The organism is Archangium violaceum, from assembly GCF_016887565.1.
Taxonomy (GTDB): domain Bacteria; phylum Myxococcota; class Myxococcia; order Myxococcales; family Myxococcaceae; genus Archangium; species Archangium violaceum_B.
In genome coordinates this window covers 1,804,906-1,830,840 of sequence record NZ_CP069396.1, presented here as the reverse complement: position 1 = coordinate 1,830,840, position 25,935 = coordinate 1,804,906, and the positions used below count along the sequence as shown (strand labels likewise).

The 25,935-nt window shown below is 69.8% G+C and carries 24 protein-coding genes; 12 read left to right on the top strand and 12 right to left on the bottom strand.

Annotated features, from left to right (window positions below; all coding sequences use genetic code 11):
- Positions 1 to 133 precede the first annotated feature (133 nt).
- From JRI60_RS07770 to JRI60_RS07760, 3 genes are all read left to right on the top strand, one after another.
- Positions 134 to 583, top strand: coding sequence for a hypothetical protein (locus JRI60_RS07770; RefSeq protein WP_204225215.1), 450 nt, complete (start codon positions 134 to 136; stop codon positions 581 to 583).
- An 86-nt stretch (positions 584 to 669) separates the two neighbouring features.
- Complete coding sequence (locus JRI60_RS07765; RefSeq protein ID WP_204225214.1) at positions 670 to 1,788, top strand: acyltransferase family protein; 1,119 nt, start codon at positions 670 to 672, stop codon at positions 1,786 to 1,788.
- Positions 1,789 to 2,009: 221 nt separating this feature from the next.
- Positions 2,010 to 4,655: a protein kinase domain-containing protein gene (locus JRI60_RS07760; protein ID WP_204225213.1), complete on the top strand. Its 2,646-nt coding sequence runs from the start codon at positions 2,010 to 2,012 to the stop codon at positions 4,653 to 4,655.
- A gap of 25 nt (positions 4,656 to 4,680) precedes the next feature.
- Here JRI60_RS07760 and JRI60_RS07755 read toward each other — a convergent pair whose 3' ends face one another.
- The 4 genes from JRI60_RS07755 to JRI60_RS53120 all read right to left on the bottom strand — a co-directional run bounded on the left by JRI60_RS07755 (position 4,681) and on the right by JRI60_RS53120 (position 11,142).
- Positions 4,681 to 5,097: a hypothetical protein gene (locus JRI60_RS07755; protein ID WP_204225212.1), complete on the bottom strand. Its 417-nt coding sequence runs from the start codon at positions 5,095 to 5,097 to the stop codon at positions 4,681 to 4,683.
- Positions 5,098 to 5,154: 57 nt separating this feature from the next.
- Positions 5,155 to 5,934: an NlpC/P60 family protein gene (locus tag JRI60_RS07750; protein WP_204225211.1), complete on the bottom strand. Its 780-nt coding sequence runs from the start codon at positions 5,932 to 5,934 to the stop codon at positions 5,155 to 5,157.
- Positions 5,935 to 6,037: 103 nt separating this feature from the next.
- Positions 6,038 to 7,642, bottom strand: a complete 1,605-nt coding sequence (locus JRI60_RS07745) for a PAS domain-containing sensor histidine kinase (protein WP_204225210.1) — start codon at positions 7,640 to 7,642, stop codon at positions 6,038 to 6,040.
- Positions 7,643 to 7,815: 173 nt separating this feature from the next.
- Complete coding sequence (locus tag JRI60_RS53120; protein WP_239470398.1) at positions 7,816 to 11,142, bottom strand: hypothetical protein; 3,327 nt, start codon at positions 11,140 to 11,142, stop codon at positions 7,816 to 7,818.
- Between the two features lie 391 nt (positions 11,143 to 11,533).
- Between JRI60_RS53120 and JRI60_RS54400 the strand changes: the two genes are divergently transcribed.
- Together JRI60_RS54400 and JRI60_RS53115 are read left to right on the top strand one after the other, a co-directional pair.
- On the top strand, positions 11,534 to 11,662 hold the full coding sequence (locus JRI60_RS54400; RefSeq protein WP_275439145.1) for a hypothetical protein: 129 nt from the start codon (positions 11,534 to 11,536) through the stop codon (positions 11,660 to 11,662).
- Positions 11,632 to 13,350 (top strand): hypothetical protein, encoded by a 1,719-nt coding sequence (locus tag JRI60_RS53115; RefSeq protein ID WP_239470397.1) that lies wholly within the window; start codon positions 11,632 to 11,634, stop codon positions 13,348 to 13,350. The genes JRI60_RS54400 and JRI60_RS53115 overlap by 31 nt, the downstream gene beginning before the upstream one ends.
- A gap of 114 nt (positions 13,351 to 13,464) precedes the next feature.
- On the opposite strand, the gene JRI60_RS54395 is transcribed toward JRI60_RS53115, so the two are convergent.
- The 3 genes from JRI60_RS54395 to argC form a co-directional block, all read right to left on the bottom strand.
- Positions 13,465 to 14,586, bottom strand: a complete 1,122-nt coding sequence (locus tag JRI60_RS54395) for a peptidoglycan recognition protein family protein (RefSeq protein ID WP_275439144.1) — start codon at positions 14,584 to 14,586, stop codon at positions 13,465 to 13,467.
- Positions 14,587 to 14,695: 109 nt separating this feature from the next.
- Complete coding sequence (gene argB / locus JRI60_RS07730) at positions 14,696 to 15,544, bottom strand: acetylglutamate kinase (RefSeq protein ID WP_204225208.1); 849 nt, start codon at positions 15,542 to 15,544, stop codon at positions 14,696 to 14,698.
- Positions 15,541 to 16,605: an N-acetyl-gamma-glutamyl-phosphate reductase gene (gene argC / locus JRI60_RS07725; RefSeq protein WP_204225207.1), complete on the bottom strand. Its 1,065-nt coding sequence runs from the start codon at positions 16,603 to 16,605 to the stop codon at positions 15,541 to 15,543. Before argC ends, argB begins: the two co-directional genes overlap by 4 nt.
- A gap of 217 nt (positions 16,606 to 16,822) precedes the next feature.
- On the opposite strand from argC, the gene JRI60_RS07720 reads away from it, so the two are divergent.
- From JRI60_RS07720 to JRI60_RS07710, 3 genes are all read left to right on the top strand, one after another.
- Positions 16,823 to 17,320, top strand: coding sequence for a GNAT family N-acetyltransferase (locus JRI60_RS07720; protein ID WP_204225206.1), 498 nt, complete (start codon positions 16,823 to 16,825; stop codon positions 17,318 to 17,320).
- A 128-nt stretch (positions 17,321 to 17,448) separates the two neighbouring features.
- A complete protein-coding gene (locus JRI60_RS07715) occupies positions 17,449 to 18,336 on the top strand; it encodes a hypothetical protein (protein WP_204225205.1) in 888 nt (295 codons plus the stop codon).
- Positions 18,337 to 18,474: 138 nt separating this feature from the next.
- Positions 18,475 to 19,005: a hypothetical protein gene (locus JRI60_RS07710; RefSeq protein WP_204225204.1), complete on the top strand. Its 531-nt coding sequence runs from the start codon at positions 18,475 to 18,477 to the stop codon at positions 19,003 to 19,005.
- 150 nt (positions 19,006 to 19,155) lie between these two features.
- On the opposite strand, the gene JRI60_RS07705 is transcribed toward JRI60_RS07710, so the two are convergent.
- The 4 genes from JRI60_RS07705 to JRI60_RS07690 form a co-directional block, all read right to left on the bottom strand.
- Entirely contained in the window at positions 19,156 to 19,377 is a 222-nt protein-coding gene (locus JRI60_RS07705) for a YtxH domain-containing protein (RefSeq protein WP_239470396.1), read from the bottom strand.
- Between the two features lie 111 nt (positions 19,378 to 19,488).
- Positions 19,489 to 19,704, bottom strand: a complete 216-nt coding sequence (locus tag JRI60_RS07700; RefSeq protein WP_204225203.1) for a hypothetical protein — start codon at positions 19,702 to 19,704, stop codon at positions 19,489 to 19,491.
- Positions 19,705 to 19,768: 64 nt separating this feature from the next.
- Positions 19,769 to 20,356, bottom strand: a complete 588-nt coding sequence (locus JRI60_RS07695; RefSeq protein ID WP_204225202.1) for a hypothetical protein — start codon at positions 20,354 to 20,356, stop codon at positions 19,769 to 19,771.
- Positions 20,357 to 20,410: 54 nt separating this feature from the next.
- Positions 20,411 to 21,712, bottom strand: a complete 1,302-nt coding sequence (locus JRI60_RS07690; RefSeq protein WP_204225201.1) for a hypothetical protein — start codon at positions 21,710 to 21,712, stop codon at positions 20,411 to 20,413.
- A 117-nt stretch (positions 21,713 to 21,829) separates the two neighbouring features.
- On the opposite strand from JRI60_RS07690, the gene JRI60_RS07685 reads away from it, so the two are divergent.
- From JRI60_RS07685 to JRI60_RS07670, 4 genes are all read left to right on the top strand, one after another.
- Positions 21,830 to 22,699: a hypothetical protein gene (locus JRI60_RS07685; RefSeq protein ID WP_204225200.1), complete on the top strand. Its 870-nt coding sequence runs from the start codon at positions 21,830 to 21,832 to the stop codon at positions 22,697 to 22,699.
- Positions 22,700 to 22,714: 15 nt separating this feature from the next.
- On the top strand, positions 22,715 to 23,617 hold the full coding sequence (locus tag JRI60_RS07680) for a type VI immunity family protein (RefSeq protein ID WP_204225199.1): 903 nt from the start codon (positions 22,715 to 22,717) through the stop codon (positions 23,615 to 23,617).
- Between the two features lie 101 nt (positions 23,618 to 23,718).
- The gene (locus tag JRI60_RS07675; protein ID WP_204225198.1) at positions 23,719 to 23,955 is read left to right on the top strand and encodes a hypothetical protein; all 237 of its coding nucleotides are present in this window, start codon (positions 23,719 to 23,721) and stop codon (positions 23,953 to 23,955) included.
- A gap of 10 nt (positions 23,956 to 23,965) precedes the next feature.
- Positions 23,966 to 24,649 carry an endonuclease III domain-containing protein gene (locus JRI60_RS07670; protein ID WP_204225197.1) on the top strand — a complete coding sequence of 228 codons (684 nt, stop codon included), beginning with the start codon at positions 23,966 to 23,968 and terminating at the stop codon, positions 24,647 to 24,649.
- 12 nt (positions 24,650 to 24,661) lie between these two features.
- On the opposite strand, the gene JRI60_RS07665 is transcribed toward JRI60_RS07670, so the two are convergent.
- Positions 24,662 to 25,915 (bottom strand): phospholipase D-like domain-containing protein, encoded by a 1,254-nt coding sequence (locus JRI60_RS07665; protein ID WP_204225196.1) that lies wholly within the window; start codon positions 25,913 to 25,915, stop codon positions 24,662 to 24,664.
- Positions 25,916 to 25,935 lie beyond the last annotated feature (20 nt).

Sequence of the window (25,935 nt, the reverse complement as noted above, 5' to 3'; positions counted from 1 at the left end):
CGTTCCCAGGTTCCACGAAACGAGAATCTGGGGAGAAGTCCCCGCGGTTGATTTCGCCCGGACAGTTGACGACGACCCCGACACGTTGTTCAAGCAGACGCGCCCCTGACAGGTCAGGATGGCGCGCCCCGGAATGGACTCCTCCGCCTCCATTACCCTCGACGACTCGCGTTGGCCCCTGCTGGTGGCCAGGTTCGTGGGAGTGCCCTCGCTCCAGCAGCAGGGGGAGTACTTCCGCCAGCTGAGCACCTACCTGCGGCGCAAGGAGAAGCTCGTCGGCATCCTCGACACCCGCGAGGTGCGGATGATGACGGCCGAGCATCGCCACAACCTGGCCGGGTTCGTCCGGGAGCACGACGCGCTGATACGCGCCCAGGTGCTGGGCTGCGCCGCCGTCATCACCTCGCCCGTGATGCAGCTGGCGACGAGCATCGTCCTCCACCTCATCCCCATGCCCTTCCCGTACTTCACCACCTCCTCCATGTCCGAGGCGGTGGGGTGGACCACGAAGCGCCTGGTGGGCTCGGGGTACGGCCCGCCCCCGGACAGGTGCCTCGGCGAGGAACGCCGGCAGGTCTCCTAGCCCGAGCGCGGAGCAGCCGAGCTCTCGGACGCCGCCTCCCGGATGCCTCGCGAGCGACACCTTCCGCCAGTACAGTGGCCCGCTGGATGGGACACCCGCACTCCTCAGGATTCCAGCATTACGCGGCGCTCGATGGCGTCCGGGGGCTCGCCGTGCTCGCCGTGGTCCTCCACCACGTGACGGCCAGGGTGCCCGGCGGCTTCCTGGGCGTGGACGTGTTCTTCGTGCTCAGCGGGTTCCTCATCACCACGCTGCTGCTCAAGGAGCACGCCCGGGACGGCGATGTGGATCTCCGCGCCTTCTACGTGCGCCGCGTGCTGCGGTTGATGCCGGCCTCCCTCTGCGCGCTCCTGCTCGGTGGGCTCGCGGTGGCCTCCATCGGCTCCGACGCCGGGGCCATGCCCTACTCCCGCTGCGTCGCGGCGGTCATGCTGTACGCCAGCAACTGGGTGACGGCGTTCGACCCCAATGCCATGGGCATCCTCGGCCACACCTGGTCGCTCTCCATCGAGGAACAGTTCTACCTGGTGTGGCCCCTCCTCTTCTGGAGGCTGCTGCGCTCGCGCGTCTCCTCCGGAGCCCTCCTTGGAGGACTGCTCGCCGTCGTGGGCGCGAGCACCGCCTTCCGGCTCTGGGCCCAGGCGGCGCAGTGGAGCACGTCCATCATCTATATGCACACCGCCGCGCGGCTGGATGGACTGAGCCTCGGCTGCGCCTGCGCGGTGCTCCTCGACAGGCGGCCGGACGGCGCGCTCGTCCGCGGGCTCTCCCATCCCCTCAGCGCCGTGCTGTCCGCGGGGCTGCTCGCGGTGGGGGCGCTCACGGTGCACCGCGACACGGGCCCGGGGTGGGTGCTCGCCATCTCACTCGCCAACCTCGCGGCGGCCTCGCTGGTGCTGTTCTCGGTCCGCGCCGACACCACCCACTCGCTCCTCGGCCGGCTCCTCTCCTGGCGCCCGCTCGTGGTGGTGGGACAGCGTTCCTATGGCCTGTATTTGTACCACCTCATCATCCTGCGCTGGATGTTGCCGCCTCCCGGTGTGCGGCCCCCGGTGTGGCAGCTGGGCGCCGCGCTCCTCGTCACCGTCCTGGTGACAGAGGGCCTGTTCCGCTGGGTCGAGCGCCCCATCCTCGGACTGCGCTCCGCCGCCCTGCGCCTCGTGCGTGCTGGAGCCCGGGTGGAACCCAAAGCGCGCCCCGAGTGAGTCGTGCCCTCCACGTCCCCCCACGTGGATCTCACATGTACCCACACTCAACGGGGACTCTCCACGCGAGGGGTTCACCAGCAGTCATCTCGGGACACATCCTGGGAGACAGGCCTTCGGGTTTTGCTGTTCCGCAGGCTGGAGGGCGGGCAGAGTAGCGACCTCGCTTCACGCAACGCCCCCTGCCCGCGCTCCCCGTTTCCGGCGAAGATGCAGCGCCCGTGATCGATACCGGTACCCTCGTCCTCGATGGCCGCTTCCGTGTGCTCCAACTGCTCGGAGCGGGCGGTATGGGCGAGGTGTATCTCGGCGAGCAGGTGTCGCTGGGGCGCAAGGTGGCCATCAAGGTCCTGCACGCGGACCTGATGCTGCACGCGAGCATGATCGAGCGCTTCAAGCGCGAGGCCCGTCTGCTGTCCGCGGTGGAGCACCCGGCGGTGGTGCGCGTCATCGACTATGGCGAGACGGGTGTCGGCGCGTGTCTCGTCATGGAGTACGTGGAGGGAGAGAACCTCTATGACGTGCTCCAGGCGGGGGCCATGGCGCCCTCGCGTGCGCTGCCGCTGCTCTACCAGCTGGCCGAGGGCCTCGCGGCCATCCACGACAAGGGCATCATCCACCGCGATCTGAAGCCGGAGAACGTGCTCCTCACCCGGGGGCTGCGCGGCGAGCAGGCGCGGCTGCTGGACTTCGGCATCGCCCGGCTGGTGGAGCCGGACACCGCGAGCAACCTCAGCCAGGTGGGGCTGGTGGTGGGCACGCCGGAGTACCTCTCGCCCGAGCAGGCCACGGGCGCGCCGGTGGACCCGCGCAGCGACCTGTACTCCTTTGGAGTGCTCGCCTACCGCATGCTCTCCGGCCAGCTGCCCTTCCCCGGGCCGGGGCCCACGCAGTACGTCGCCCAGCACGCCGCCTCGGCGCCCCTGCCCCTCATCGAGGCCGCGCCCACGCTCATCGGCCAACCCGCGCTCGTCGCGCTGGTGATGCAGCTGCTCAACAAGGACCCCGTCCAGCGGCTGCCCAACGCGAACGCGCTGGTGGACATGCTCGGCGCGGTGGCGGCCGTTGGGACCCAGGGCGGAACGGGCCTGGCGGTGGCGGCGGCCAGCGCCTCCTCCACCTCCCCGAGCATCTCCGACTTCCTCATCCCCGAGCTGCCCACCGAGGGTGGGAGCGGAACGGTCGCCTTCGCCGCGCCCGCCTCGGGGCCGGCCCCCTCCCCCGCCTCGGGCACGGCCGCCTTCGGTGTACCCGACGTGACGGTGCCCGCCCGCCCCTCGTCTTCCTCCCGCGCCTCGTCCTCCAGCGCGCGGACGCGCCCCTCCAAGGCCCCCGCGGCCCTGGCGGCCATCGAGGGAATCTCTCCCTCCCGCGCACGCACCCGCTCCTCTCCCGAAGCCCTCGAGGCCCTGCCCGTCATGAACCAGGTGCGCGGTGGGACGAACATCCCCGGCCCGAGGGCCACGGGCTCGCTGCCCACCATCGGCAGTGGGACGCTCTCGGGCACGCCGCGCAACCTGACGGTGATGCTCACCGACCTGCAGGGCTACACCGAGCGCACCTCCCGGCAGACGCACGAGCAGAACGCGCGCATGCTGGAGACGCATGACGGGCTGCTGCTGCCCCAGCTGCGCGAGTACGGCGGGAAGCTGGTGCAGAAGCGGGGTGACTCGCTGCTGGCCGTCTTCCCCTCGCCCACCCACGCGGTGCTGTGTGGCATGGCGATGCAGGACCGGCTGTGGCGGCACAACCAGCAGTGTGGCCCGGAGGAGCGGCTGCCGGTGCGCATCTGCCTCCACACGGGAGAGGTGCTCGTCACGCGCGACGCGGTGCTGGGCGAGCCGGTGGAGGTGGTGAAGGCGGTGGAGCAGGTGGCCGAGGCGGGCGAGGTCATCTTCACCGAGTCGGTGAACCTCGCGCGCGGCCGGGTGGAGGGAGACTCCGAGCCGTGCGGCAGCGTGCCGATGCCGGGCAACGGAGAGCCGCTGCGCCTCCACCGCTGCCGCCGCTCCCCGGAGGGCCTGCCCTTCGGAGGCCAGGACGAGGTGTCCATGCGCCCGCCGCTCACGGAACAGCTGGCCCCGGTGATGCGGCCGGTGCGGGCGATCTGGAACCGGCTGGAGCAGGCGGCTCGACCGGTGGTGGAGCGGGTGGTGGAACGGGTGATGGCGCTCGCGCGCGCCTACCCGGGCCAGACGCTGGGCGTGAGCCTGGGCGTGGTGGCGGTGCTGGGCGTCGGCTCGTACGAGGTGGTGCGCCGCGGGGACCCGGTGTACCAGGCGCGCGTGCTGGTGGAAGAGGGCAAGGCCGCGGAGGCGCTGAAGCGGCTGTCGGAAGTGCCGGCGGAGACGAAGAAGGACGGGGCGGTGCCACAGGTGCGCGCGTGGGCGATGCACGCGCTGAAACGGCACGAGGACGAGCACGCGGCGCTGGTGGGGCTGGACGCGGAGGCGCGCGAGTCCATCGAGGACCCGGTGCTGGACGGGCTGGCCGAGGACTTCGGCGAGGACGAGGGGGACAAGGGGCTGCGCAAGCTGCTGTCCACGTTCCCCAAGGAGCGGGTGAGGGAGCACTTCGAGGAGCTGGCGGAGGAGGAGCACTCGCCGAGGCAGTGGGGCGCGCTGCGCTACCTGGAGGCGGTGCAGACCACGGCCGGGCTCGACCTGGTGAAGCTGTACTCGGGGGCGCTCGAGTCGAAGAACTGCGCCGTGCGGGCGCGCGCGGCGCGGCGGCTGGCGGGCCTGGGCAATCCGGAGGCCCTGCCAGCGCTGGAGCAGCTGAGCAAGCTGCCCCGGGAGAAGTCGGGCCCGAGGAACTGCGGCCAGGACGAGGCGGAAGACGCCATCAAGACGCTGACGAAGAAGTGAGCGTCCCCGCCCCCGCCGGGCTCATTCAGTCATCCCACTTCGCATGGCCCTTCTTCTTGCCGCGGCCATGCCCATGCCCCCGCCCATCATCGTCGTCATCCCAGTCGTCGCCCTTGGACTTCACCTTCTCGTCCACCTTGAGGAGCGCGCGGGAGTAGGCGTCGTAGTCGAGGTGCAGGTGGCCCCTGGCGCCGGGCGCGAAGGCCTGGAACTTCACCTTCCACACGTCGTGGCCCTTCAGGTGGGCCTCCTTCAGCTCGCACCGGTAGCCGCGCGAGCGGCACTGCCCCAGGCCGAGCGACACGGCCTCGTCATAGGACATGGCGCGCGGCGGAGGCGGCGGCGCGGGACTCGGCGCGGGCCGTGGGTAGTGACCCCGGCCGGTATGCAGGACACAACCGGGTGCGAGACTGAGCAATCCAAGTAGCAGGACGATTCGCATGCGCCTCCTGACGAAGGAGCGGCGCCCAACTTCAAACCCACATGCGCGCTGGGACTCCTACAACGGTCCGGGAGAGGCGAAACCGGCGAAGAGTTCCCCGGCCAGCCAGGCGCGCTGGCCGCGAGAGGCGGCCCGCAGGTAGTCGTTGAGAACGGGCCCGTCCTGGCCGACGCGGTGGGTGCGCGGGAAGAAGAGGTTCATCCGCGAGCGGGCGATGCCCTTGCTGCCCCGGTGGATGAAGGTGACGGTGCCGTCGGGCTCGAGGGTCTCGACGACGCCGATGTGGGTCATCCCGTCGTTGCGCAGGCCGTCGCGGTTGCGGTCGTACGTCTCGCGGAAGAAGACGAGGTCTCCCGGCCGCGCGCGCTGGCGGAGGGCCCCCTGGCCCTGGGCGCGGCGGAAGATGGCGGAGACGGCGTTCTCCCCGCCGAGGAAACCATGGCTGACCAGGTCGATGCCGGCCCGCTGGTAGGCGAGCCGCACGAAGCCGGAGCAGTCATCCGGGACGCCACGGGCCACGCTCCCCAGGCGCTTCACGCCCACGAGCTGCACCGCGCGCTCGACGATGAGGGCCGCGGCGCCCGAGGGTGTTCCCGGAGCGCCCGGGTGCCAGGCCCGGAGACTGGCGGCCGAGGACACGAGCCGCGCGGCGTCCACGGTGGTGATGAGCGCATGCGCCACCCCCTCGAGGACGGCGGACTCGACGCCACCCGCGGCCACCCGGGGAGCCTCGGCGGCCACGGGGAGCGGCTCGGCCGTGAGCGCGGGACGGCGCGCGGGCGCGGTGCCGGCACAGGCGACGAGGAGACACACCGGAACGAGGGCGAGACAACGCATGCGGAGTTCCCGTGAGGCGAAAGGGGGGCGGACATTATCCACCTCCACCGCCGCCTGCACGTTCTACGACCGGGCGAAGGCCTCGGGCCTGCCTCCAGGGCATTCAGGCGGGCGAGCCCGCCGCGCGCAACCGGAAGGTGAAGGCACTGCCCTTCCCCTCCTGACTCTCCACCAACAGGTCTCCTCCGCACTCCTGGATGATGGTGCGCACCACGGGCAGACCCAGGCCCGTGCCGCGGCCCGGAGACTTGGTGGTGAACCACGGCTCGAAGATGTTGGAGAGCTTGTCCTCGGGGATGCCCACGCCGGTGTCCTCCACGCGGCAGCAGACGAGGCCCGCCGTCATGTCCTCGTGCAGGCGCACGCACACCTCCGCGGTCCGGTCGCGCACCGGCTCCACCGCATCGGCGGCGTTGCTCACCAGGTTGAGCAGCACCTGCTCCACCCGCGTCCGGCTCACCTCGAGCCAGAGGGGGGACTCGGGCGCCGAGAGCGACACCTTCACGTGCTTGATGCGGCCCGCCGTGCGCAACATGGCCAGCGTCCCCGCCACCAGCTCGCGCAGATCCACCCGCTCCACGCGCGTCTTGCCGGGCCGGCCCAGGTCCATCAGGTGCCGCCCGTGCGTGGCCACGTGCTCACAGGCCCAGCCCAGCTCCTTCAGCTCCTCCGGATCCGGCGGGATGCCCTGCTCGGCGCACTCGGTGAAGTAGCTCCTCAGGCTGTTGAGGACGGTGGAGATGTTGCGCAGCTCGTGCCCCACGCCGGCCGCCAGCGTGCCCAACGTCGCCAGCCGCTCCACCTGCAGCAGCTGCCCGCGCGTCCGCTCCAGCTCCGCCTCCAGCATCTCGTGGTAGCGCACGCGCTCTTCCACGTCCGTGGCGATGCCGATGGCGCCGGTGAGCGTGCCGGTCTCATCGTACACCGGCGTGTAGTGTGTCTCGTAGTGCAGGCGGCCGAACAGCGTGTATTCGGCGAAGGACTCACCGGCCAGCGCCCGCCGGGCCTGCCGCACGATGTCCGGGTTGTTCCGGTAGTGGTCGAAGATGTTGAGCCCCACCAGGACCCCCGGCAGCAGCCCCAGCGCGGCCAGCCCCCCTCCGTCCGAGAAGGTGAAGGTTCCCCGCGCGTCCAGCGCCCAGATGATCATCCGCGCGCCGCGCACCGCCGTGCGCAGCCGCATCTCGCTGGTGGCCAGGGCGCGCTGCATGGACTCGCGCTCGAGCACCTGGGCCTTCAGCAGGCGATTGGACGCCGCGCCCGCCTCGAGCGCCATCTGGAGCTGCTCCTGCGCCTCGTGCCGGCTGCTGACGTCGACGAGGATGCCGAGCACTCCGCAGATGCCCCCCCGCTCGTCCCGGAGCGGCACCTTGCTCGTCTGCGTCCACCGGTGCCAGCCGGTGCTGTCGCGCACGGCCTCCTCGAACTCGGGCAGCGGCGCTCCGGTGCGCAGCACCTCCTGGTCGCACGACCGGTAGAAGTCCGCGTCCCCCGTGCGCCAGGGCAGATCGTGGTCGGTGAGGCCCACCACCCTGTCGGGGTGCTCCAGGCCGCTGAGCCTGGCGAACGCGGTGTTGCATCCGAGGTAGCGCAGATCCACCCCCTTCCAGAAGATGGGGTAGGGCAGCGCGTCGAGGATGCGCCGGAACAGCTCGGCATCCGCGTTCTGGAATACCGGCATCTGCACGACGGCTTCACGCGACCGCATGGCTCGCCTCCCTCTCCGCGCGGCTCTGCGTTTCGAAAGAATACAGACCTATCGAAAGACGTCAGGAGGGAGCACCCCGGGATGTTGGCCGCCAGACGCCCAGGCATCGCGCTGATTACGACTACTGGACGGTTGCGACTCGCCCCCACCCGCGTGACGCCGGGCCGCCCGCCTCACCCCTCCCAGGTGGACATCATCGCGCGCACCCGCTCGTAGCGCTCGAGCAGCTCCGCGCGCTTGGCGGTGAAGAGCACCATGAAGCCCACCACGCCCACGCCGAGCAGGGAGAGGAAGGCGGCGCCCATGCGGTGGTCCCGGATGCCGAAGCGCGCCAGGTTGGCGATGACGCACGTCACCAGGAAGGCGCTGCCCAGGTACACGTAGGAGCGGATGCGCAGCGCCATGCCGGCCGCCACGCCCACCACGCACAGGAAGACGCACAGCAGCATGGCTCCGCCGTCCTGGAACATGAGTGGCTTCCACGCTCCGGCCACGTAGACGACGGTGATGGCCAGGGCGCGCAGCTTCGCCCGCGTGTCCGGGGAGAGCGCGTCCTGGAAGACGCGCAGCAGCACCAGCAGCGAGAGGCCCGCGGGGATGACGTAGTACTGCGGCTCCCCCGCCCCCGTGCCCACCCAGACGAGGAGGAGCGCCGCGTTGAAGGAGCACACCGACACCAGCGAGGACACGCCCCGCTGCGAGGGGTGCGCGGCCAGCGCGGCGAAGTGGGCGGCGTAGCCCACCAGCAGGGCCGCCACGTACAGCGGTTGGTGCCACGGCGCGGTGAGCAGGCCCGCCATGGGGAAGAGGAAGGCGCCCCACAGCGCGGGCCGGCGGAAGGCGGGCAACCCCGCGCCCTCGCGCTGCACGAAGACGTAGAGGCCGGAGAAGAGCGCACCGCCCACCAGCGCCGCGAGGCTGTCCGCCGCGCCCAGCCCGGAGACCAGCGCGTGCAGGCGCACCGCCAGGTAGCCGAGCACCAGCGTCCCCTGCGCGAGGAAGGCGGAGGTCTCGTCCTGCTCGCGCACGCCCCGGCGCACCAGCGCGAAGAAGAGCACCGCCAGACACACGCAGTCGATGAGCGCCTCGCGCATCACCCCGGCCTCCCCGGGCACCAGCACCAGCCCGCCGAGCACCTCCAGCAGGGCCACCACCGCGAAGGCATGGCCCACGCCCCGGCGCACGCGCTCGCCCGCGACGGACAGGGCCAGCGTGGCCAGCAGCGCCGACAGGGCTCCGAAGAGCGGGAGGATGAACTCCGCGCCCCTGCCGGTGGAGTAGATGGCCCCCACGTGCGCGAGCAGCGCGTGCAGCGCCACCAGCGTGGCCACCCACCCCACCACCTCGCGCTCGCGGCGCCGGTACACCACCGCCCAGGCCGACCCGAGGCCGAACAGGAAGCAGGCCCCCGTGCCCGGGTGCTTCAAGTCACGCAACGTGGCGAGCGACAGCAACGACAGCGCCCAGCCCGCGTGGTGCAGCGCCGCGCCCACGGTGAAGTCGCGCTCGTCCAGCCAGGTGCCCAGCATGCACAGCAGGAGCCCCGTGCCGCTCAGCACGGCGGGCGTCCAGAGCGGAGGCACCAGCGCGACGAGCATCGTCCCCAGCAGCGCGGTGGCCACGTTGGCCATCCACCGCTCGCGCGCCACCATCAGCACGCCCGAGGCGAGGCCCGTGAGGAGCGCCACCGGGAGGGGCAGCGCGCCCGGGCCCCACTCCACCAGGTGCATTCCCAGGGGCACGGCGGTGGCGATGGCCCCCGCCACCCACAGCGGCTCGCTCCACGTCTCGGAGAGTCCCGGTGACAGGCGCGCGGCCAGCCGCATCAGGGCACGCTGGATGCCCCCGTGCTGGCACAGGGCCGCCAGGAGCGCCGCGCCGAAGCCCACCGCGGCGAAGGTGAGCGCCGACTCCGGACTCCAGTCGAGGAAGCCGTGCTGCTCCGTCCTGCCCAGCGAGGCACTGGCGAGCGCGAGCACCGAGGCGGTGAGCATCCAGCCCTGGGACAGGAGGAAGGCACCCACCAGCAGCACGCCGGCCAGCAGGGAGATGGCGCCGGGCGTGGGCGCGTGCAGGGCGATGGACACGACACAGAGCGCGAGCGAGCCCCCCACCGTGAGGGGCCGCAGCAGGAGGTCCGGCGGCGTGCGGAGGAAGGCCCACAGCGCACCGGGGACGTGGTGCGTGAGGAAGCCGAGCGCCAGCAGCAGCACGATGGCCACCGGATGAAGGGGGAAGCAGAGGAGCAGCAGGCCCACCCCGAGCCCCACGCGCACCGAGGGCCTCGGCCCGGGCAGGAGCACGAGGGACGCCACCAGGAGACCGAGCGTCCAGGGATCGGCCTGGGTCTCGGGGACCAGCACCACGCCCACCAACGTCAGCGCGCCCTGCATCCACGCGGACAGCTGGCGGGCCAGCGCGTCGTCGGGCTTTCCGAGCAGGAGGAGGCGAGCGGCGGACAGGTGCTCCGCGGCGCGCACCACGCCGAGCGAGAGGAGCGGCAGCGCGGGCGCCCAGGGCATGGGCACCCGGGAGACGAGGACGACGCAGAACGCGAGCAGTGGCGCGAAGGCCGCGAAGAGGGGCTGGTGGTTGGCCCGCGTCCACAGCAGCGGCAGCAGCATCGCGCCAGCGAGGACCGGGTAGACCTCCGCCTCATGGGGGTGAGCGCAGGCGACGCCCAGGAACAGCAGGGCGCAGAGGCTGGCGGCGAGCGCGAAGCGGCGCTCCCCGGCGAGCCACCGGAACGTCGTCCGGAAGGACTCGAACAGGGCGAGGACACTCAGCAGCGTGGCCACCGCCAGCTGGGCCAGGGCGCCGCGCGGGAGGATGTCCACACTGGCGTAGACAGCGGCGGTGACGACGCTGACGGAGGGGTGCAGCGCGCGAGCGGTGAAGAGGGCCGCGAGCGCCACACCGAGCATCAGCGGGTACGGCTGCGCCCCGTGGGACTGGGCGACGGCCAGCAGGGGGAAGAGGAGGGCCACGAGACCGGCGGTGAAGGTGCTCGCGCTCCGTCCCCAGCGCGCGGCGGCTCCCGAGGTTCCGAGGGACCAGAAGATGAAGCAGGTGACGGACAGCGCGGGCGTCATCCACGGCCAGGCGGAGAAGACGCCCATGCGAGGCAGGAGCGCGATGCCGGCGAGGATGACGGCGAGCGGGCGCACGCCCGGGAAGGTGCGCGAGGTGATGGCCACCGCCGCCGCGGCCAGGAGCACGATGACGCCGAACCAGGGCACCTGGATGGAGAGGCCCCAGACGAAGGCCAGGAGGGCGTACAGGATGCCGGGCCAGCCGAACAGCCGGGTACGGCCGCCGAGCTCGCCCAGGGCGGCGAGCCCCAGCGCCGCGAGGACGAGCGCCAGGGGAACCAGCGACGGATCCACGAGGCTGGCGAACTTGGGCACGACGGCGGCGGCCACGAGGGCCGCGAGGGCGAGCAGGAAGGGATTGGCGAGGTTCCACGCCACGACGAGCGCGGCGGTACCGCAGAGCGCCATGCCCACCAGGCTAGACACATGAGAGCCCGCCCCGAGCCCGTAGACGAAACCGACGAAGGAGAGCCACCCCACCGCGGCACTGAAGGTAATGCGCGTGGGGCGGGTACAGACGAGCGACAGCGCGGCGAAAGCCAGCGCCACGCCACCGCACACCAGCGAGGAGCCGGAGGGTCCCAGGAGGACGGCGGAGGAGATCGAGAGGAAGAAGGAGAGCAGCGCACCGACGATGGACAGGTAGAGGCGCTCGAAGAGCAGCCCGCTGCCCACGCACAGGGGGATGAGCGCGAGCGCGGACCAGAAGGCCGGACGCTGGTCGAGGCCCATGTGCCCGAGGAGGACGAAGACGAGACTGGCGATGGCGGTGGAGCGGAGGAGGACCTCGGAGACCGCCATGTCCCGAGCCGAGGAGGAGCGCTCCGCGCGGGAGCGCAACCACCCGGCGAGGACGACGCCCGCGAGGACGAAGGGCACGGCCGAGAGCGCCCCGAAGTGGAACGGGAGCTTCCCGGCCACGGGATAACCCAGCGAGGCCTTGAGCGAGTTGATCAGGGCCCGCACGGCCCCGGGGACGAGCTGCCCGGAGGAGGCATAGGAGAGGTACGCGCCGGCATAGGCGAGGTACAGCCAGCGCACCCGGGGAAGCGCGCCCCGGGAGAGCCCGAACACGGTCCAGGTGAAGACGGCGGCGGTGAAGAAGAAGGCCGGGGGCGAGCCCGTGGCCGCGAGCACGAGGCAGGCCACCTGGAGCGAAGCGACGCCCACGGAGAGGGAGTCAGCGGCCTCGTCGGGCTCGAGCCGGCGGAAGCCGAGACAGGCGGCGAGCAGGAAGGCGAGGAACGGGGCGTAACCGCCGAAGGAGGGAGCCATCCCGCCGGCGGAGAGCGCGAGGTGCAACCGGACGAAGTACAGCAGAGCCAGGTAGAGGGGAGCGCCCAGGACGAAGGAGAGGGCCTTGGTGCTCCGGGGCTCGGGGACGCGCCCGCGCGAGAGGACGAAGAAGAGGGCGCAGGGGAGCGCATCGAGCCAGAGGGAGAGAGGGCCGAGGCGTGCGAAGAGGGACGCCAGCCCCATCATCAAGGTGGTGCCGAGGAGCGCGAGCTGGACGGAGGGCCGGGAGGGAGCGTCGAAGGATTCAGCGGGCTTGCGGACGAGCCAGGCGGCGGCGACGGACCAGGCGAGGAGCAGGGGCAGCAGGAGGGCGAGCGGAACACCGTCGAGACTGAGACTGTCGACGGGACCGAGCGCGACGCCGGCGAGAGGAGCGACGGCGGCGCCGATGAGACCGAGGATGCGGCCGGCGCTGGCGAGGGCCTCGCGGCGGGCGAGGAGGGAGCCGCAGATGGAGAAGGCGGCGGAGTAACCCGCGGTCATGCCGAAGACGACGAGGGAGCGGGAGAAGGAGGTAAGCCCGGCCCAACTATCGAAGGCGAGGTAGAGCGAACCAGCGACGATGAGGAAGGCGCCGATGAACCAACCAATGCTCTCGTAGAGGAAGGGGCGCCAGACGGTGTCCCAGGTCGAGACCTGCTCGACGATGCGAGCGGAAACAGAGCGAACGGGAGGAGGATCGAAGAGGGGCTCTGTGACAACGGGAGGAAGGACCATCGCCCCCACCCCCTCTCCCTCCGGGAGAGGGCTGGGGTGAGGGTATCGCGGATCCCGAGTCGAACCCGTGTCCGCCCCCTCTCCCTCTGGGAGAGGGCTGGGGTGAGGGTCTACCGGAGCGACCTCTGGATCAACCTCTGGCTCAACCTCCGGAGCCGAGCCCTGCCCGGCCATGCGGTCGGAGACCTCCGCGACCGTGTCGGAAAACGCCGGGCTCTCTCCCTGGACCTCGAGGCTCACCGGAGCAGGAGCGGGCCCGCCCTCCACTGGAGCCACGGAAGGAACCTCCGCGTCCCTGGGGGGGGCGGAGGGACTCTCGGCGAGAACGGAGAGCAGGATGCGGACCTGGCGCTCGTACCGCTGGGAGAGATAACCGCGAGTCCCCTTGGGGACATACGAGGGGTCCCAGTGCGAGAGCTCAGCGAGGAGGAACTGAACGTGGGCGAGCTCTTGCTCCAGAACCTCGCGAGGGCGCGGGGACATGGGGTTGCCGCAGGCGGCACACGCCAGACCCCCGAGCCGTTCCTGCCGGCAGGACGAGCAATACATGTTGAGAGAAGCCCCCTACAACGACCGTGCCGGACGCGAGGCCCAGGGAAATGAGGAACTTGGGGCCTTGGGGGTGCTACCCACCTGATGCAGTACGCCCGCGCCCATGTGCAGCGTACTGCACAAAGGGACGCGGGCGCACGCGAGCCACGGTGAGAACCTCGGGCGTCAGATGACGGCGTCGGTGGCGCGGCGGATGCGGCCCCAGTCGAAGTTGTCGGCGGGGTCGACCTTGCGGCCGGGAGCCACGTCCCTGTGGCCGAGGATGTTCTTCATGGGGACGTCGTACGTCTTGGCCAGGTAGGGGACGAGCTTCTCGAGGGCGCGGTACTGGGCCTCGGTGAAGGGAGTCTTACCGCTGCCGTCGTTGGTGATCTCGATGCCGATGGAGCGCGCGTTGACGCTGGGGCTCTTGTCGCCGTGGAGCGAGGACACGCCCGCGTGCCAGGCGGCCATCTTGTCATCGACGAGGTGGTAGATGGTGCCGTCCTTGCCGATGAGGTAGTGCGCGCTCACCGACTTGTCGCCATTGGGCTTGGTGAGGGCCCTGAGGTCGCCGTCGACGTTGTTGGAGGCGGTGTGGTGCAGGACGATGGCGTCGATGTCGGCGCCGCCGCGCGAGCCGTAGTTGGCGGAGGGGACCCACTTCATGTCCGGCTTGGTGACCTTGCCGGGGCCGCCGGGGGTGGGGGTGGGGTTGGTGGAGGGAGGCTTCTGACCGGCGAGCGCCTTCTCGAGGGCGGCCTTGGTCTTCGGGCCGTACTCACCGTCCACGCCGAGCTTCCACGCGGACTGGAACTTCTTCACGGACGCCTCGGTCTTGGGGCCGTAGACGCCCGGGCCGGAGTTCATATCGGCCTGGGACATGTAGCCCAGCTTCACCAGGGCCGACTGGAGCTGCTTCACCCCGGCGCCGTTGTCGCCGCGCTCGAGGCCCGCCGCGGGGGCGGTGACGGAGGGTGAGGAGGGCGGCTTGGAGGGCGTGGCGGGGGTGAGGTCCTTGAGCATCGCGGCGCGCGTCTTCGGGCCGTAGACGCCGTCGGCGGTCAGCTTGTGCGCGGACTGGAACTTCTTGAGCGAGGCCTCCGTCTGGGGGCCGAAGGTGCCGGGGCCGGAGTTCATCTGGGCCTGGGTCATGTAGCCCAGCTTCACCAGGGCCGACTGGAGCTGCTTCACCGGCGTCCCCGAGTCGCCCTTGGAGAGGGTCCCCGACGGGAGGGTGGGGGCGGACGAAGCGGCGGCGGTGGTGAGGGCGACCTGGGGGCGGGTCGAGGAGGAAACGGTGCTCACGGTCAGCTCCGGGGAAAAACTTGAGACGACAACGGAATTATCGCCGGAGCCGAGAAGATGTTGCTACCCCCCCACCCGAAGGGCCCGGGGGGCAGCGATGCGCGAGCCACTACCCGCGCAGGAACGCGGTGCCATGACTGCCGGGCTTCTCGGCCTCGCGCAGCACGGCGTCGTTGGGCGAGATGCCCACGATGTGGATGGCCTCGATGCCCTCCTCGAGCATCTCCAGACTCTCCTCCACCTTGGGGATCATGCCGCCCTGGATGACACCGGAGGCAATCTTGGCGCGGGCCTCGGCGGGGGTGAGGGTGGGCAGGCGGGTGGAGGGGTCGTCCTTGTTGGCGAGCACGCCGGGCACGTTGGACACGAGGAACAGCTTGGCGGCGCCGAGCTTCGCGGCGACGCGGGTGGCCACGGTGTCCGCGTTGATGTTGAAGACGTTGCCCTGGGCGTCGCCGGAGAGCGAGCCGAGCACGGGGACGAAGCCCGCGTCGGCGATGCGCTGGAAGAGCGAGGTCTCCACGCCGGTGACGTCGCCCACCAGGCCGAGGTCCACGGGGTCCGGCCCGGCGCCGCTCATGACCTTGGGGGGCCGGCGCTTCGCGTCGACGAGCCCGGCGGACATGCCGGTGGTGCACAGGGCGGGGACGTTGGCGATGCGGAAGGCGGCGGCCACGTCCACGGACACCTGGCCCGCGAGCGTCATCTTCATCACCTCGAGGGTGGCCTCGTCGGTGTAGCGGCGGCCGGCGACCATCTTCGGCTGAAGCCCGAGCTTCTTCTGCAGCTCGGTGGCCTGGGGCCCGCCGCCGTGGATGACGGCCACGCGGATGCCCGCGTCGAGGAAGGCGCGCACGGCGGCGCCCACGCTCGCGGCGAGCTTCGGCTTGTCCATGGCCAGCTCGCCGCCGATCTTCACGACGAACCAGCGCCCCTTGAAGTCGGTGAGCGCGCTCACGGCCACAGCCCCGGCTCGGCGAGGGTGAGGCGCTCGTCCCAGCCCATCATCAGGTTGAAGCTCTGGATGGACTGACCGGCGCCGCCCTTCACCAGGTTGTCGAGCGCGGAGAAGCACACCACGCGGCGGGTGTTGCCGGTGACGGGGCCGAGCGTGAAGCCCACCTCCACGTAGTTGCTGCCGGACACGCCCACCACCTCGGGCTGACGGCCGCCGCCGACGATGCGGATGAAGGGCTCGTTGCCGAAGGCCGACTTCCACGCGGCGGTGAGCTGCTCCTGCGTGACGGAGGCGGGCACCTCGGCGAACGAGGTGGAGAAGATGCCGCGCGGCAGCGGCGCGGACACGGGCACGAACTCCAGCGACATGTCCTCCTTGCCACCGGCGATGCGCAGCGTCTGGAGAATCTCGGGGATGTGCTGGTGCTCGAGCGGCTTGTAGGTGCGCAGGTTGGCCGCGCGCAGCGGGTGGTGCGTGGTGATTTGCGGGTTGGCGCCGCTGCCCGAGGAGCCTGTGGCGGCCACGGTGTGGATGGGGCCGGTGAGCAGCCCGGCCTTCGCGAGCGGCATCAGGCCGAGCGCGATGGTGGTGGCGAAGCAGCCGGGGCTGGCGATGTAGCGCGCCTTGCGGATGGCCTCGCGGTTGAGCTCGGGCATGCCGTAGGTGAAGGCGCCGTCGGTGAGCATCTGCGGGGCCGGGTGGTCCACGCCGTAGTACTTCGCGTAGGAGGCCGCGTCGCGCAGGCGGAAGTCGCCGGACAGGTCCACGATGCGCACGCCCGAGTTGATGATGTCGAGCACCACCTTGGCGGTGGTCTTGTGGGGCATGGCCAGGAAGGCCACGTCCGCGCCGGCCACGGCCTGGGCGGGAGGCAGCTCCTGGAAGGTGAGGTCCGTGAGCCCGGCGAGGTTGAAGTGGACGTCGCCCACCTTCTTGCCGATGTTGTCCACCGCCGTGACGCGGATGACCTCCACGTGGGGGTGGAAGAGGAGGCGGCGGAGGATCTCGGCCCCGCCATAGCCGGTACCGCCGATGAGGACTGCCTTGACCTTGTTGGCCATGTGCACTGTCTCCGTGAGGTACTTCCCGGGGCGTGTATAGAGGTGCCGCGCCCGGGAAATCCACCACACCGCGCCTCTGACGCGGCGGGCCAGGAGAACGTGTCTCCTCCCCTACAGGCGAAGGCAGCGGTGTCACTCCGGGTGTGAGCCCTCCGGGCCCCGGGACGGCATGACGGTGCTTGGCCTCGGAACGGAGGCGTGGAACGGTGCGCGCACCATGAGCACGGAACTGAAGCTGCGCCCGATTGAGTCGAGGGACGATGCGGCGGTGGCGGCCGTCATCCGCCAGGTGATGCCGGAGTTCGGAGCGAGCGGACCGGGCTTCGCCCTCCACGACCCGGAGGTGAACGGGATGAGCGAGGCCTACTCGCGCCCGGGACGCGCCTACTGGGTGGTGGAGGACGAGGCGGGCCGGGTGCTGGGCGGAGGAGGCATCGCGCCGCTGGATGGCGGCGAGCCCGGCATCTGCGAGCTGCGGAAGATGTACTTCCTGCCCGAGCTGCGCGGGCGCGGCGTGGGCGAGCGTCTGCTGCGCCAGTGTCTGGCCTTCGCGCGGGAGGCGGGTTACCGGACGTGCTACCTGGAGACGCTGGCGGGGATGACGCAGGCGCAGAAGCTGTACCTCCGCCTGGGCTTCCAGCCGCTGCCACGCCCCATGGGCGCCACGGGCCACTTCAGCTGCGACCGCTGGTACGCGATCGATCTGACCGCGTAGGTCGCGGACCTCGGGGGAGGGAAATTCCCAGGACTTGAGAATCTCTCGAGGAGCAGCCATATTGCGCGACCTCTCCGTCAAACCGGAATTACCTGGGACTCCCCCCTTCCCCGGGTACTGGAGGTCGTATGCACGAGCGGAAGAACGCGAACCTTTTCGCCGCACTGCTCCTGTCCACGGTGTGCGGCACATCCGCCTGGGCGCAAACCCTGAACAGCTTCACGGCGACGTACTCGGGCGGCAGCACCTCGTGCAACACGACGTACAACATCAAGGGCAAGGAGCCGGCGTCGCTGGGCACCTACCCGGTCTTCATCTACCTGGTGGGCACCTCGGAGACGTATGACAACGCCTCGGCGCTGAGTGCCGTGGACAAGATGGCGGGCCGCGGCTACGTCGCGGCGACCATCCAGTATCCCAGCTCCAGCTTTGGAACCTGCTCCACGCTGTCGACCCGCTCCAAGTGCATCTTCGATGCGGGCAGCGCGAGCAGTGCCGTCAAGGCGCTCTGCTCCCGTCCCACCGCGGACTGCGCCAAGGGAATCGTCGTGAGCGGCTTCAGCCAGGGCTCCATCCTGGCCATCCTCTCCAAGAACTACGACTCGCGCGTGCAGGCCGTCTATGGACTGGGAGCGGGCGTGCAGTACTCCACCTACGACCTGCGCGCCTGCGTCGCCCATGGCAAGCGGACCCTGACGAGTGACAGGCTTCGGGCCGTGAATGGCGAGGCGGATGGCTTCATGGGCTCGACCGAGAGCTCGGTGCGCGCCCAGCTCCAGGAACTGACGGGCCTGGCCTGCACGTCCACGTCGACCTCCTGCACCCGGAGCAACGACAGCGGCTGGTACATCGTGAAGCACGCGGAGGCTTCGGATGGCAACGCCGACCACTGCTACATGCGTCAGGGCGGATGCCTCGCCAGCCAGAACACCCTGGACCAGAAATGGCTCGCCGGAACCTATTCGTGGTCGATCGACTCCAACCTGCAGTGGCTGACGAACTTCACCCAGCGGTAGTGGAGTTGAAGAATTTCATTCACGCCACGGCTTGAACCGCTTGCGGTGTATATCTTTGCCATCACTGCACGCGGGCCCCCGCACAAAAACACTTTCACACCTTGCGCCGGTCGAGGTCCACCGTCACCTCTTGAACCCATGCATCCCGGTGCATCCTTCACCTTCGATGATTCCCAGTGGCCGCTGATGGTGGTGCGGCTCACCGGAGAGCTCTCCTCCCAGGACTTCGAGAGCTATCTGGCCAGGGCCAGCCACTATCTGCAGCGCCAGGAAAGACACGTCTGCATCTTCGACGTGAGCGCGCTCCGGCTCCTCTCGACCGAGCAGCGACAGCGGCAGGTGGAGTGGCTCAAGGCCCACGAGGTGCTGATCCGCCAGACGCTGCTGGGCATCGTGTACGTCGTCACCTCGCCCGTGGTGCGGCTGACGATGAGCGTCATCTTCCACTTCAAGCCGCCGTCGGCCCCCTACACCATCGTGCCCGACCTGGGCGCGGCGGGAGCCTGGGCGGCGGCCTGCCTCGAGAAGACGAGCCTCCGGCCCGTCGCCGAGCGCATCCGGCGCCAGTTCGATTCCGGGAGTGAAGGTGACGCCACGGCCCCGCTGGGCGCCGTGCTGCCCCACATCAGTCCCACGGCGCGTCCCTGGGATCGCAAGCGCGAAGGCTGAGCCGCTGGAGTCAGTTCTTTCAGGGGTGCTCTTGCAGGAAAGGATGGGGCACCTTCCGGGCGCGCTTCGGACGAACTGGTCTGACAGTCAGACCAGTTGCTCCCGAGCGCGACCGGGACCTCCCTCCTGAAAGGACTGACCCCTCCTGGCCTAGTCGTCCGTCGCGTCCTCGATCTTGTCGCCCGCCTTCTCGGCCTTGTCGCCCGCCGTCTCCGCGGCGTCCTCGGCCTTGTCGCCCGCCTTCTCCGCGGTGTCCTCAACCTTGTCGCCCGCCTTCTCCGCGGTGTCCTCGGCGCGCTCACGCGTATTGCGGTGGCAGCCCGTTCCAGCCAACAAGGTCCCCAGCGCCACGGCCCACAGTACCTTCCGCATCAGTGTTCTCTCCTCTCGTGTGGCCCCGGCCTACGGCCGCCGGAGCCGTGTCACGCGCGGGAAGGTAGGGACGCACTGCTTGTTGCAAAGGGGTTGCACGAAAAAGAATCGTCAGCGCTTTTGCCGGGCGTTGCTCGTCTTCGTCACGCGGCGGGCCACGGGCTTCTTCGCCCGCGGGGCGGCCTTCTTCGCCCGGGTCGCCGCCACTTTACGGCGAGAGAGCACCGCTCCCGCGTCCGTGGGCGAGGCGACGTCCGGCTCGGTCGAGTTGGAGATATCCAGGGTTCCCGCGACGACACCCGACGGCTGATTGGTGACCTTCGACATGTGCGACCTCCGTCCCGCTAAAATAGGGACGAGGCCGCGCACGTGAAGCGGCGCCTCGCGGTGTTCACTGGCGGATCCAGCGGCAGATCGCGGACGCCGCCAGGAAGCCGTAGCTGAAGCCCTTGCGGAAGAGCTTCGTGTAGACCCAGCCCACCCCGGGAACGGCGGCGATCATGTCGCCGAAGCTCCACATCTCCTCATGGGCGTGGACGAGGGGCCTGACGTCCCCTCCCGGAGTGCGCACGAGGGTGAAGTCGAAGACGAGGATGGTCCTGAGTGGATAGGTGTACAGCCAGCTGAACTGCTTCAGGTTCATCACCCCGTCGACGATGGCGCGGCCCTTCTCGTGGCCCTCCTCCAGCTGGACATTGAGCTGGTGGATGTCGAAGTCGAAGGAGAACATGCAGTGGAAGCCAGCCGCGCCGCGCCGGTAGGTCTCCCGTCCCGCGCCGCGCTGCCAGGGATCCGTGAAGCTGACATCCTCCGCCAGGAAGGGCACGACCTCTTCATCCAGGACACGGGCGGGAACGCTCGTGTCGTAGAGCAGGAGGGTCAGGCGCCGGAAGCGCTCCTCCAACTGTTGAATGAGCGCCAGCTCTCCACCCCGCGAGGGGTTGCCCTGCCCTCTCCCCGATGTCGACGCCTTCGTCATGGCCGCAGGCAGGGTAGACATCGTCCTGGCCCCCGGGAAGCCATCATGTCGGCTTCAGAGCAGCGCGCCCTTGCCTGCGAAGGCTTTCATCCATGCCTGCTCGTCGCGGGCCCTGGGCGCACAGGACTCCTCCTGCAGCGAGGCCAGGGGCCAGCGGTAGCAGGCCGCCTGCTTCAGGGCCTCCTCCCACTTGCCCAACTCCACCCAGGCGGCGATGGCCTGCTCCCGGGACGGGGTGTGCCCCGTCAACTCTGAGCCGCGCATCTGGAGCCGCAGCCCCATGTCCAGCTCCAGGTCCGAACGCTGCTCACGCAGGCGTGCCCCCGCATCCCACAGGAGCCGCCCCAACCACCGCTGCTCGTCCTCTGTCAGGTGCTCCTTGCTGGCCGTGGCACGCTGCACGAGCCACGGTCCGAGGAAGATTCCCTGGGCCAGGGTGGCCATCAGCCAGGCATGGTGGCCGGGCGCGAGCAGAAGGCCCTCGAAGAGCGCGCGCATCTCCAGGAAGAACTGCTCGCTCGAGGGCTGCTTCCACTCGGGCAGTGCGACGAGCTTCTCGAGCGCTTCCAGCTCGCGGCGCACGAAGAGAGCCGTCCGAGGGCTGCCGGCCAGGAAGGACAGCAGGGCGAGCTGAAGGGTCGGGGAAGAGGACCCGGCGAGTTGACCGAGCCGCTCCTCCACCACGGGCCGCAGGCGCTGGCTCAACGGCGCTCGCGCGTCGAGCGAGTGGAGTTGCTGACACAGCACCATGAGGAGTGGCACGGATTGACTGGCGCGCACCTGCGCGAGCGCCCACTCCTGGCGCGGTTCCATCAACGACTCCGGGTGCAACACCGCCAGCGGGAAGCGTTGGGCCTCCGTGGCGGCATCCCAGGCGGCCGAGGTGTCGGCGAGCAGGAGATTCCATTCCAGCGGTTGAGGAAGCAGGGTGCTCTTGCGGAAGTCGGGCCGGCCGAGCGCCGTCCAGGCGTCGAGGAAGGCATGGCGCCAGTCGGGCGCACGGGGCCGGCGATCGGCAAGCTCACGCAGCAGGTGCGCCTCCGGAGCGTCTCGAACATTGGAGAACCCGAGGTGCCATTTCACCCGGCTCCAATCACCTCGCTCCATGGACAGACAGGCGCCCAGCAGCCGGGCCGGCCTGCCAGGCGTGAGGGGCTGGAGCAACCTGTCCAGCCCCGCCCCCGCGTCCGGGTGTCCCGAGAAACAGGCCAGGGCAACCTGCTGGGTGAACGAGTCGGCCCAACTCTCACTGTCCGACTCCACCGCGACGAGCCCCCGCCGTCCGCCGAGCCACTCGAACGCAGCCCACCCACCGCCTGCCGCTACGGGCACCAGCCCCAGGGCCCAACGCAGCACCCGACGGCGCGGCCACCGAGGCTCCCGTCCTCCTATCCCCTCTGGAGGCCGCGCGCCCATCGATCCCACCACGCCGTTTTCCGCATCACCGTTCATGGCCTCCCTATAGTAGGGCCCATGCATCCTATCGCGAAGAGTGTGCCCCTGCGGTTGCTGGTGCTCCTGAGCATGCTCCTGGCAGGGTGTCTGGCGGAATCAGAGCCCGTCGAGGTGGCGGGAAAATGCGGTCCACGAGACCTGACCCCTGAGTGCTGTCTCAAACAGAACCCCGGCCAGTGGGAGCAATGCACCGGCTCGACCGAAATGGTAGAGACGGCGAAGACAGCACACTCCGTGGCGACAAGGGTGGTTGCGGCAGGTGTGACTGCAACCGTGGCGTTGCAACCTCGAATCAACTCAGCCGAGCACCGAGGCGCGGAACTGGCTGTGGACCTGCTCCTGCGGGTCGATAAAGCCATCGCGCAGTGTGTACGCCGTGCGGAGCGCGAGGTGAACGACTACCACTTCGATGGCAGGAGCCCGAGCCGAGAACTCTGTCAGCAACTCAAGGTCGGCGAACAGACGACGTGGGCCGCGTACCTGGGACTCTTCAAACACGAGCAAGCCTGGCCGTGTCTGCGCAAAGCACTGGACGAATTATTGCCGAAGAAGAATTACCTGCTCCATCCCCGTTTCCGGCACGACGGTCAGACCGGCAAGTGGGAGTTCCTGGATGAGCAGGCGGTGAAAAAAATTGTGTCGGAGCAGGGATGGAAGGGCCTGACGGGCAGCATCGAGCCGGACATCGTCATCCTGGATGAGAAGGGATTCATCGTCCACGTGTACGATCTCAAGTTCCCATGCCCGGAGACCAACGTCGCGACCTGGACCAGATACAAGAACGAGACCTGGAAGGACTGGTCACAGGGTGACCTTTATAAAACAGCCCTCGGGGTAACACCCAAGCTCGTCTCCCCACGGGAGGGAGTAGTACCGGAGACGAAGTAGAACGAGAGGACCACCATGCGCTACCCGAGACTGCGATACCACGACAAGTACGGCCGGCTGACCGCATGTGATGCCCTGGTCATGAGCTTCTACATGCGGCACCCCAACGAGCGGATTGCGCCCGCCGTCGTGCGTGCCCTGGAACTCTTCCGTGAACGGATACGGCCCTACGAGCTTGCCTGGAACGACACGGGTGAGGGGCAAGCCGAGCCACTCGATGACTCCGCATGGGAGAGAATCCGCAAGCGGATGTTGAAACCGGGGCCCGACGAACTCGCATCCCAAATGCTGTGGGATGACCCTCGCAGATTCGCAGGACTCCACGTGGACTACAGGGGATTGGACGTCGTTCCCCTCCCCTGGCCCTACCGGCAGGATGATGTGAGCGTCCTGTACCTGCGCCTGCCCACGGAGTACCTGGAAGAGCGGGGTTCGGAGCATGTCCATGCGCTCGCTCTCGATTTGGCGAAAGAGCTCCCCTTCAACTCGGGCTATGTGGACTTCGTCCTCTGCGCGTCCCTTGGAGATTCGGATGAAGCCCTCGAGCTCATCCGCCCGCGCTACCCGGGGGTGCACCTCGCATGGAACGGAGCGAACATGCACATGAACACCTGGGTGGACGGGGTGCATTGGATGAACTTCCTCGGGCAGCCCGTGCTCGGGAAGCTCGGCGGGTTGACCGGTCTGCGCGAGCACCTGACGCTCCCGGGTATCTCACTCCAGGAGATGAGCGATGACCGGGTCCTCATCACTCTCGGTGAGCGGCCAGAGGTGGGAGACATCGAAGCAGGCCAGTCGCTTCCCATGCACCGTGCGCTCGCACGGCTCCTCGAGCCCCACCTCTACCACTGGAAACCGATCTTCGGCGGCCCGGCCTCCAAGGGGCTCCTCCAATGGGAGCGCCGCTTCCTGGACTGACGAGCCCGGAGTGCCTGTCCGCCCGCCCGCCCGGCGGCGCGGCGGAACCCGCAGCCAGCCCCCTGGACCATCCCCATCTTCTCCAGAAAGGGAGGTGCCCGATGGCACAGGACCAGGACAGGGAGAAGCTGCATTCCGACGCGGACAAGGAGAAGCTGAACCCGAAGGTCGACTCGGGTGACGTCTCGGGTCAGGGCCGCGAGCGCCGGGACGACGAGGCGTATCCCAAGCACCGCAACGCGGGCCAGTTCGGCACGCATGGCGGCCCCAACAAGACCGGCAAGGAAGACGCTCGCAAGGTCCACGCCCCTGGCAGCTCGAAGGCGGGCTCCCAGTAGGCGTCAACCCATGGAAGCGCACCCGCGCGAGGACAAACAGCCCTTCGACATCGAAGAGGTGCTGACGCGGGTGCGCGAATCCATCCGCGGGTTCGCCGACGCCGCCATGTTCGAGCTGGCGGCACGCGGCCACGCGAGCCTCTTCGAGCAGCTCGTGGCCTGCATCCTCTCCATCCGCACGCGAGATGAGGTGTCCTTGCCGGTATCCCTCCGGCTGCTCGCCCAGGCCCGCACGCCCGAGGCCATGCGCCGCCTCGGGCCCGAGCGCATCGGCGCGCTCATCCGCCCGGTGACCTTCCCCGAGCCCAAGGCGAAGACGATTCACGCCATCGCGGTCCGCACCGTGCAGGAGCTCGGCGGCGAGCTGCCGTGCGACGCGGAGGTGCTCCAATCCTTCAAGGGCGTGGGGCCCAAGTGTGCCCACCTGGCGCTGGGCATCGCCTGCGGGCAGGCCCGCATCAGCGTGGACATCCACGTGCACCGGGTGACGAACCGCTGGGGCTACGTCCAGGCGCGCACGCCCGAGCAGACGCTGGCCGCGCTGGAGGCGAAGCTGCCGCGAGCGCACTGGGTCGAGCTCAACCGGCTGCTGGTGCCCTTCGGCAAGCACGTGTGCACGGGCACCCGGCCCCAGTGCACCACGTGCCCCGTGCTGTCCATGTGCCAGCAGGTGGGCGTGCGCAACCCGCGCTGACGCGCTCCCTCTTCAACGGTCCACGGCGAGCAACTGCGTCACCCGCCGCGCGAACCGCCGCCACGGATTGGTGCGTCCCCCGTGGGCGAGCGTCATCTCCTTCGCGTGCGCCAGGTCCCGCTCCCAGCACTGCTCCAGCTTGGAGGCGAGCCGCTGGTCGGCCACCACCACGGAGCCCTCGCGCATCCGGTGGAGCGACAGTGCGTCCAGGTTGGTGGAGCCCACCGTGCACAGCCAGTCGTCCACGAGCACCGTCTTCGAGTGCAGCATCGAGGGCTGGTACTCCCAGAGGCGCACCCCGCCCTTCAACATCTCCTGGTAGGTGGCGCGCTGCGAGGCCCGCACGATGCGCCAGTCATGCACGGGTCCCGCCGCGAGCACCCGCACGTCCACCCCCTGCTTCCGCTTCTCCAACAGCTGCTCGAGGATGGCCTTGGGCGGGGTGAAGTAGGCGTTGGCGATCCACAGCCTGCGGCGCGCGGCGGCGAACACCATGCGCAACATGCGCTCGGCGTCGGAGAGCCCATGGCCTCCCGTGCTCTCCACGAAGGCGGCGTACCCCTCCCCCTCGTGCTCCAGCTCGGGGAAGCAGCTCTCCGGGAGCAGCGCGCCGCCACACTCCTGCCACGTGCGCGCGAAGGCCAGTTGCATCTCGCGCACCGCGGGGCCCTCCACGCGCACGTTGGTGTCGCGCCACTCCTCGGGACTGTCCCCCTCGCCCTGCCACGACTTCCAGATGCCGAAGCCCCCGGTGAAGCCCACCTGCCCATCGAGGATGACGAGCTTGTGGTGCGTGCGCCCCAGGAGCCGTCCCAGCCACCGGCCCGACAGGGGCCGGAAGTAGTGCACCTCGACGCCCCCCTCGCGCAGCCGCTGCTCCACCTTCGGGTCGAAGTCGTGCTCGCCGCGGACCTCCTCGCTGCCCACCGGATCCACGACGACGCGGCAGGCGACTCCGGCCCGCGCGCGCTCGCACAGCGCCTCCACGATGCGGTCCGACGGCTCGCTCGGGCGCCAGATGAAGACGAGGATGTGGACGGACTCGGTGGCCCCGCGGATGGCCTCGACGACCTCGTCGAAGATACGCCCGTTCTCCACCAGCTCCACCCGGTGCCCCGGCTGGAGCCGCATGCGGGTGGACTGGTAGAGCGCATGGCGGAAGGCCTGGAACCCGGTTGGCAGCGCCATGGGCCCGCGCATCTCGTGCTGGTCATTGAGGCGGTCGGGTTGCTCCCACCCCTGCGCCCCCGTCGGTGGTGATTCCATAAGCCGTGGGAAGGTAGGGA

What these genes read in the sequence shown, in the direction of transcription:
- JRI60_RS07720 (WP_204225206.1), top strand. Translation starts at nt 16,823, where the DNA reads ATGAGCACGGAACTGAAGCTGCGCCCGATTGAGTCGAGGGACGATGCG.
- JRI60_RS07710 (WP_204225204.1), top strand. Translation starts at nt 18,475, where the DNA reads ATGCATCCCGGTGCATCCTTCACCTTCGATGATTCCCAGTGGCCGCTG.
- JRI60_RS07670 (WP_204225197.1), top strand. Translation starts at nt 23,966, where the DNA reads ATGGAAGCGCACCCGCGCGAGGACAAACAGCCCTTCGACATCGAAGAG.
- JRI60_RS07745 (WP_204225210.1), bottom strand. Translation starts at nt 7,642, where the DNA reads ATGCGGTCGCGTGAAGCCGTCGTGCAGATGCCGGTATTCCAGAACGCG.
- JRI60_RS07750 (WP_204225211.1), bottom strand. Translation starts at nt 5,934, where the DNA reads ATGCGTTGTCTCGCCCTCGTTCCGGTGTGTCTCCTCGTCGCCTGTGCC.
- JRI60_RS07665 (WP_204225196.1), bottom strand. Translation starts at nt 25,915, where the DNA reads ATGGAATCACCACCGACGGGGGCGCAGGGGTGGGAGCAACCCGACCGC.
- JRI60_RS07755 (WP_204225212.1), bottom strand. Translation starts at nt 5,097, where the DNA reads ATGCGAATCGTCCTGCTACTTGGATTGCTCAGTCTCGCACCCGGTTGT.
- JRI60_RS53120 (WP_239470398.1), bottom strand. Translation starts at nt 11,142, where the DNA reads ATGGCGCTCTGCGGTACCGCCGCGCTCGTCGTGGCGTGGAACCTCGCC.
- JRI60_RS07765 (WP_204225214.1), top strand. Translation starts at nt 670, where the DNA reads ATGGGACACCCGCACTCCTCAGGATTCCAGCATTACGCGGCGCTCGAT.
- argC (WP_204225207.1), bottom strand. Translation starts at nt 16,605, where the DNA reads ATGGCCAACAAGGTCAAGGCAGTCCTCATCGGCGGTACCGGCTATGGC.
- JRI60_RS07715 (WP_204225205.1), top strand. Translation starts at nt 17,449, where the DNA reads ATGCACGAGCGGAAGAACGCGAACCTTTTCGCCGCACTGCTCCTGTCC.
- JRI60_RS07705 (WP_239470396.1), bottom strand. Translation starts at nt 19,377, where the DNA reads ATGCGGAAGGTACTGTGGGCCGTGGCGCTGGGGACCTTGTTGGCTGGA.
- JRI60_RS07695 (WP_204225202.1), bottom strand. Translation starts at nt 20,356, where the DNA reads ATGACGAAGGCGTCGACATCGGGGAGAGGGCAGGGCAACCCCTCGCGG.
- JRI60_RS07700 (WP_204225203.1), bottom strand. Translation starts at nt 19,704, where the DNA reads ATGTCGAAGGTCACCAATCAGCCGTCGGGTGTCGTCGCGGGAACCCTG.
- JRI60_RS07770 (WP_204225215.1), top strand. Translation starts at nt 134, where the DNA reads ATGGACTCCTCCGCCTCCATTACCCTCGACGACTCGCGTTGGCCCCTG.
- JRI60_RS07675 (WP_204225198.1), top strand. Translation starts at nt 23,719, where the DNA reads ATGGCACAGGACCAGGACAGGGAGAAGCTGCATTCCGACGCGGACAAG.
- JRI60_RS54400 (WP_275439145.1), top strand. Translation starts at nt 11,534, where the DNA reads ATGTCCCGAGCCGAGGAGGAGCGCTCCGCGCGGGAGCGCAACCACCCG.
- JRI60_RS07685 (WP_204225200.1), top strand. Translation starts at nt 21,830, where the DNA reads ATGCATCCTATCGCGAAGAGTGTGCCCCTGCGGTTGCTGGTGCTCCTG.
- JRI60_RS07680 (WP_204225199.1), top strand. Translation starts at nt 22,715, where the DNA reads ATGCGCTACCCGAGACTGCGATACCACGACAAGTACGGCCGGCTGACC.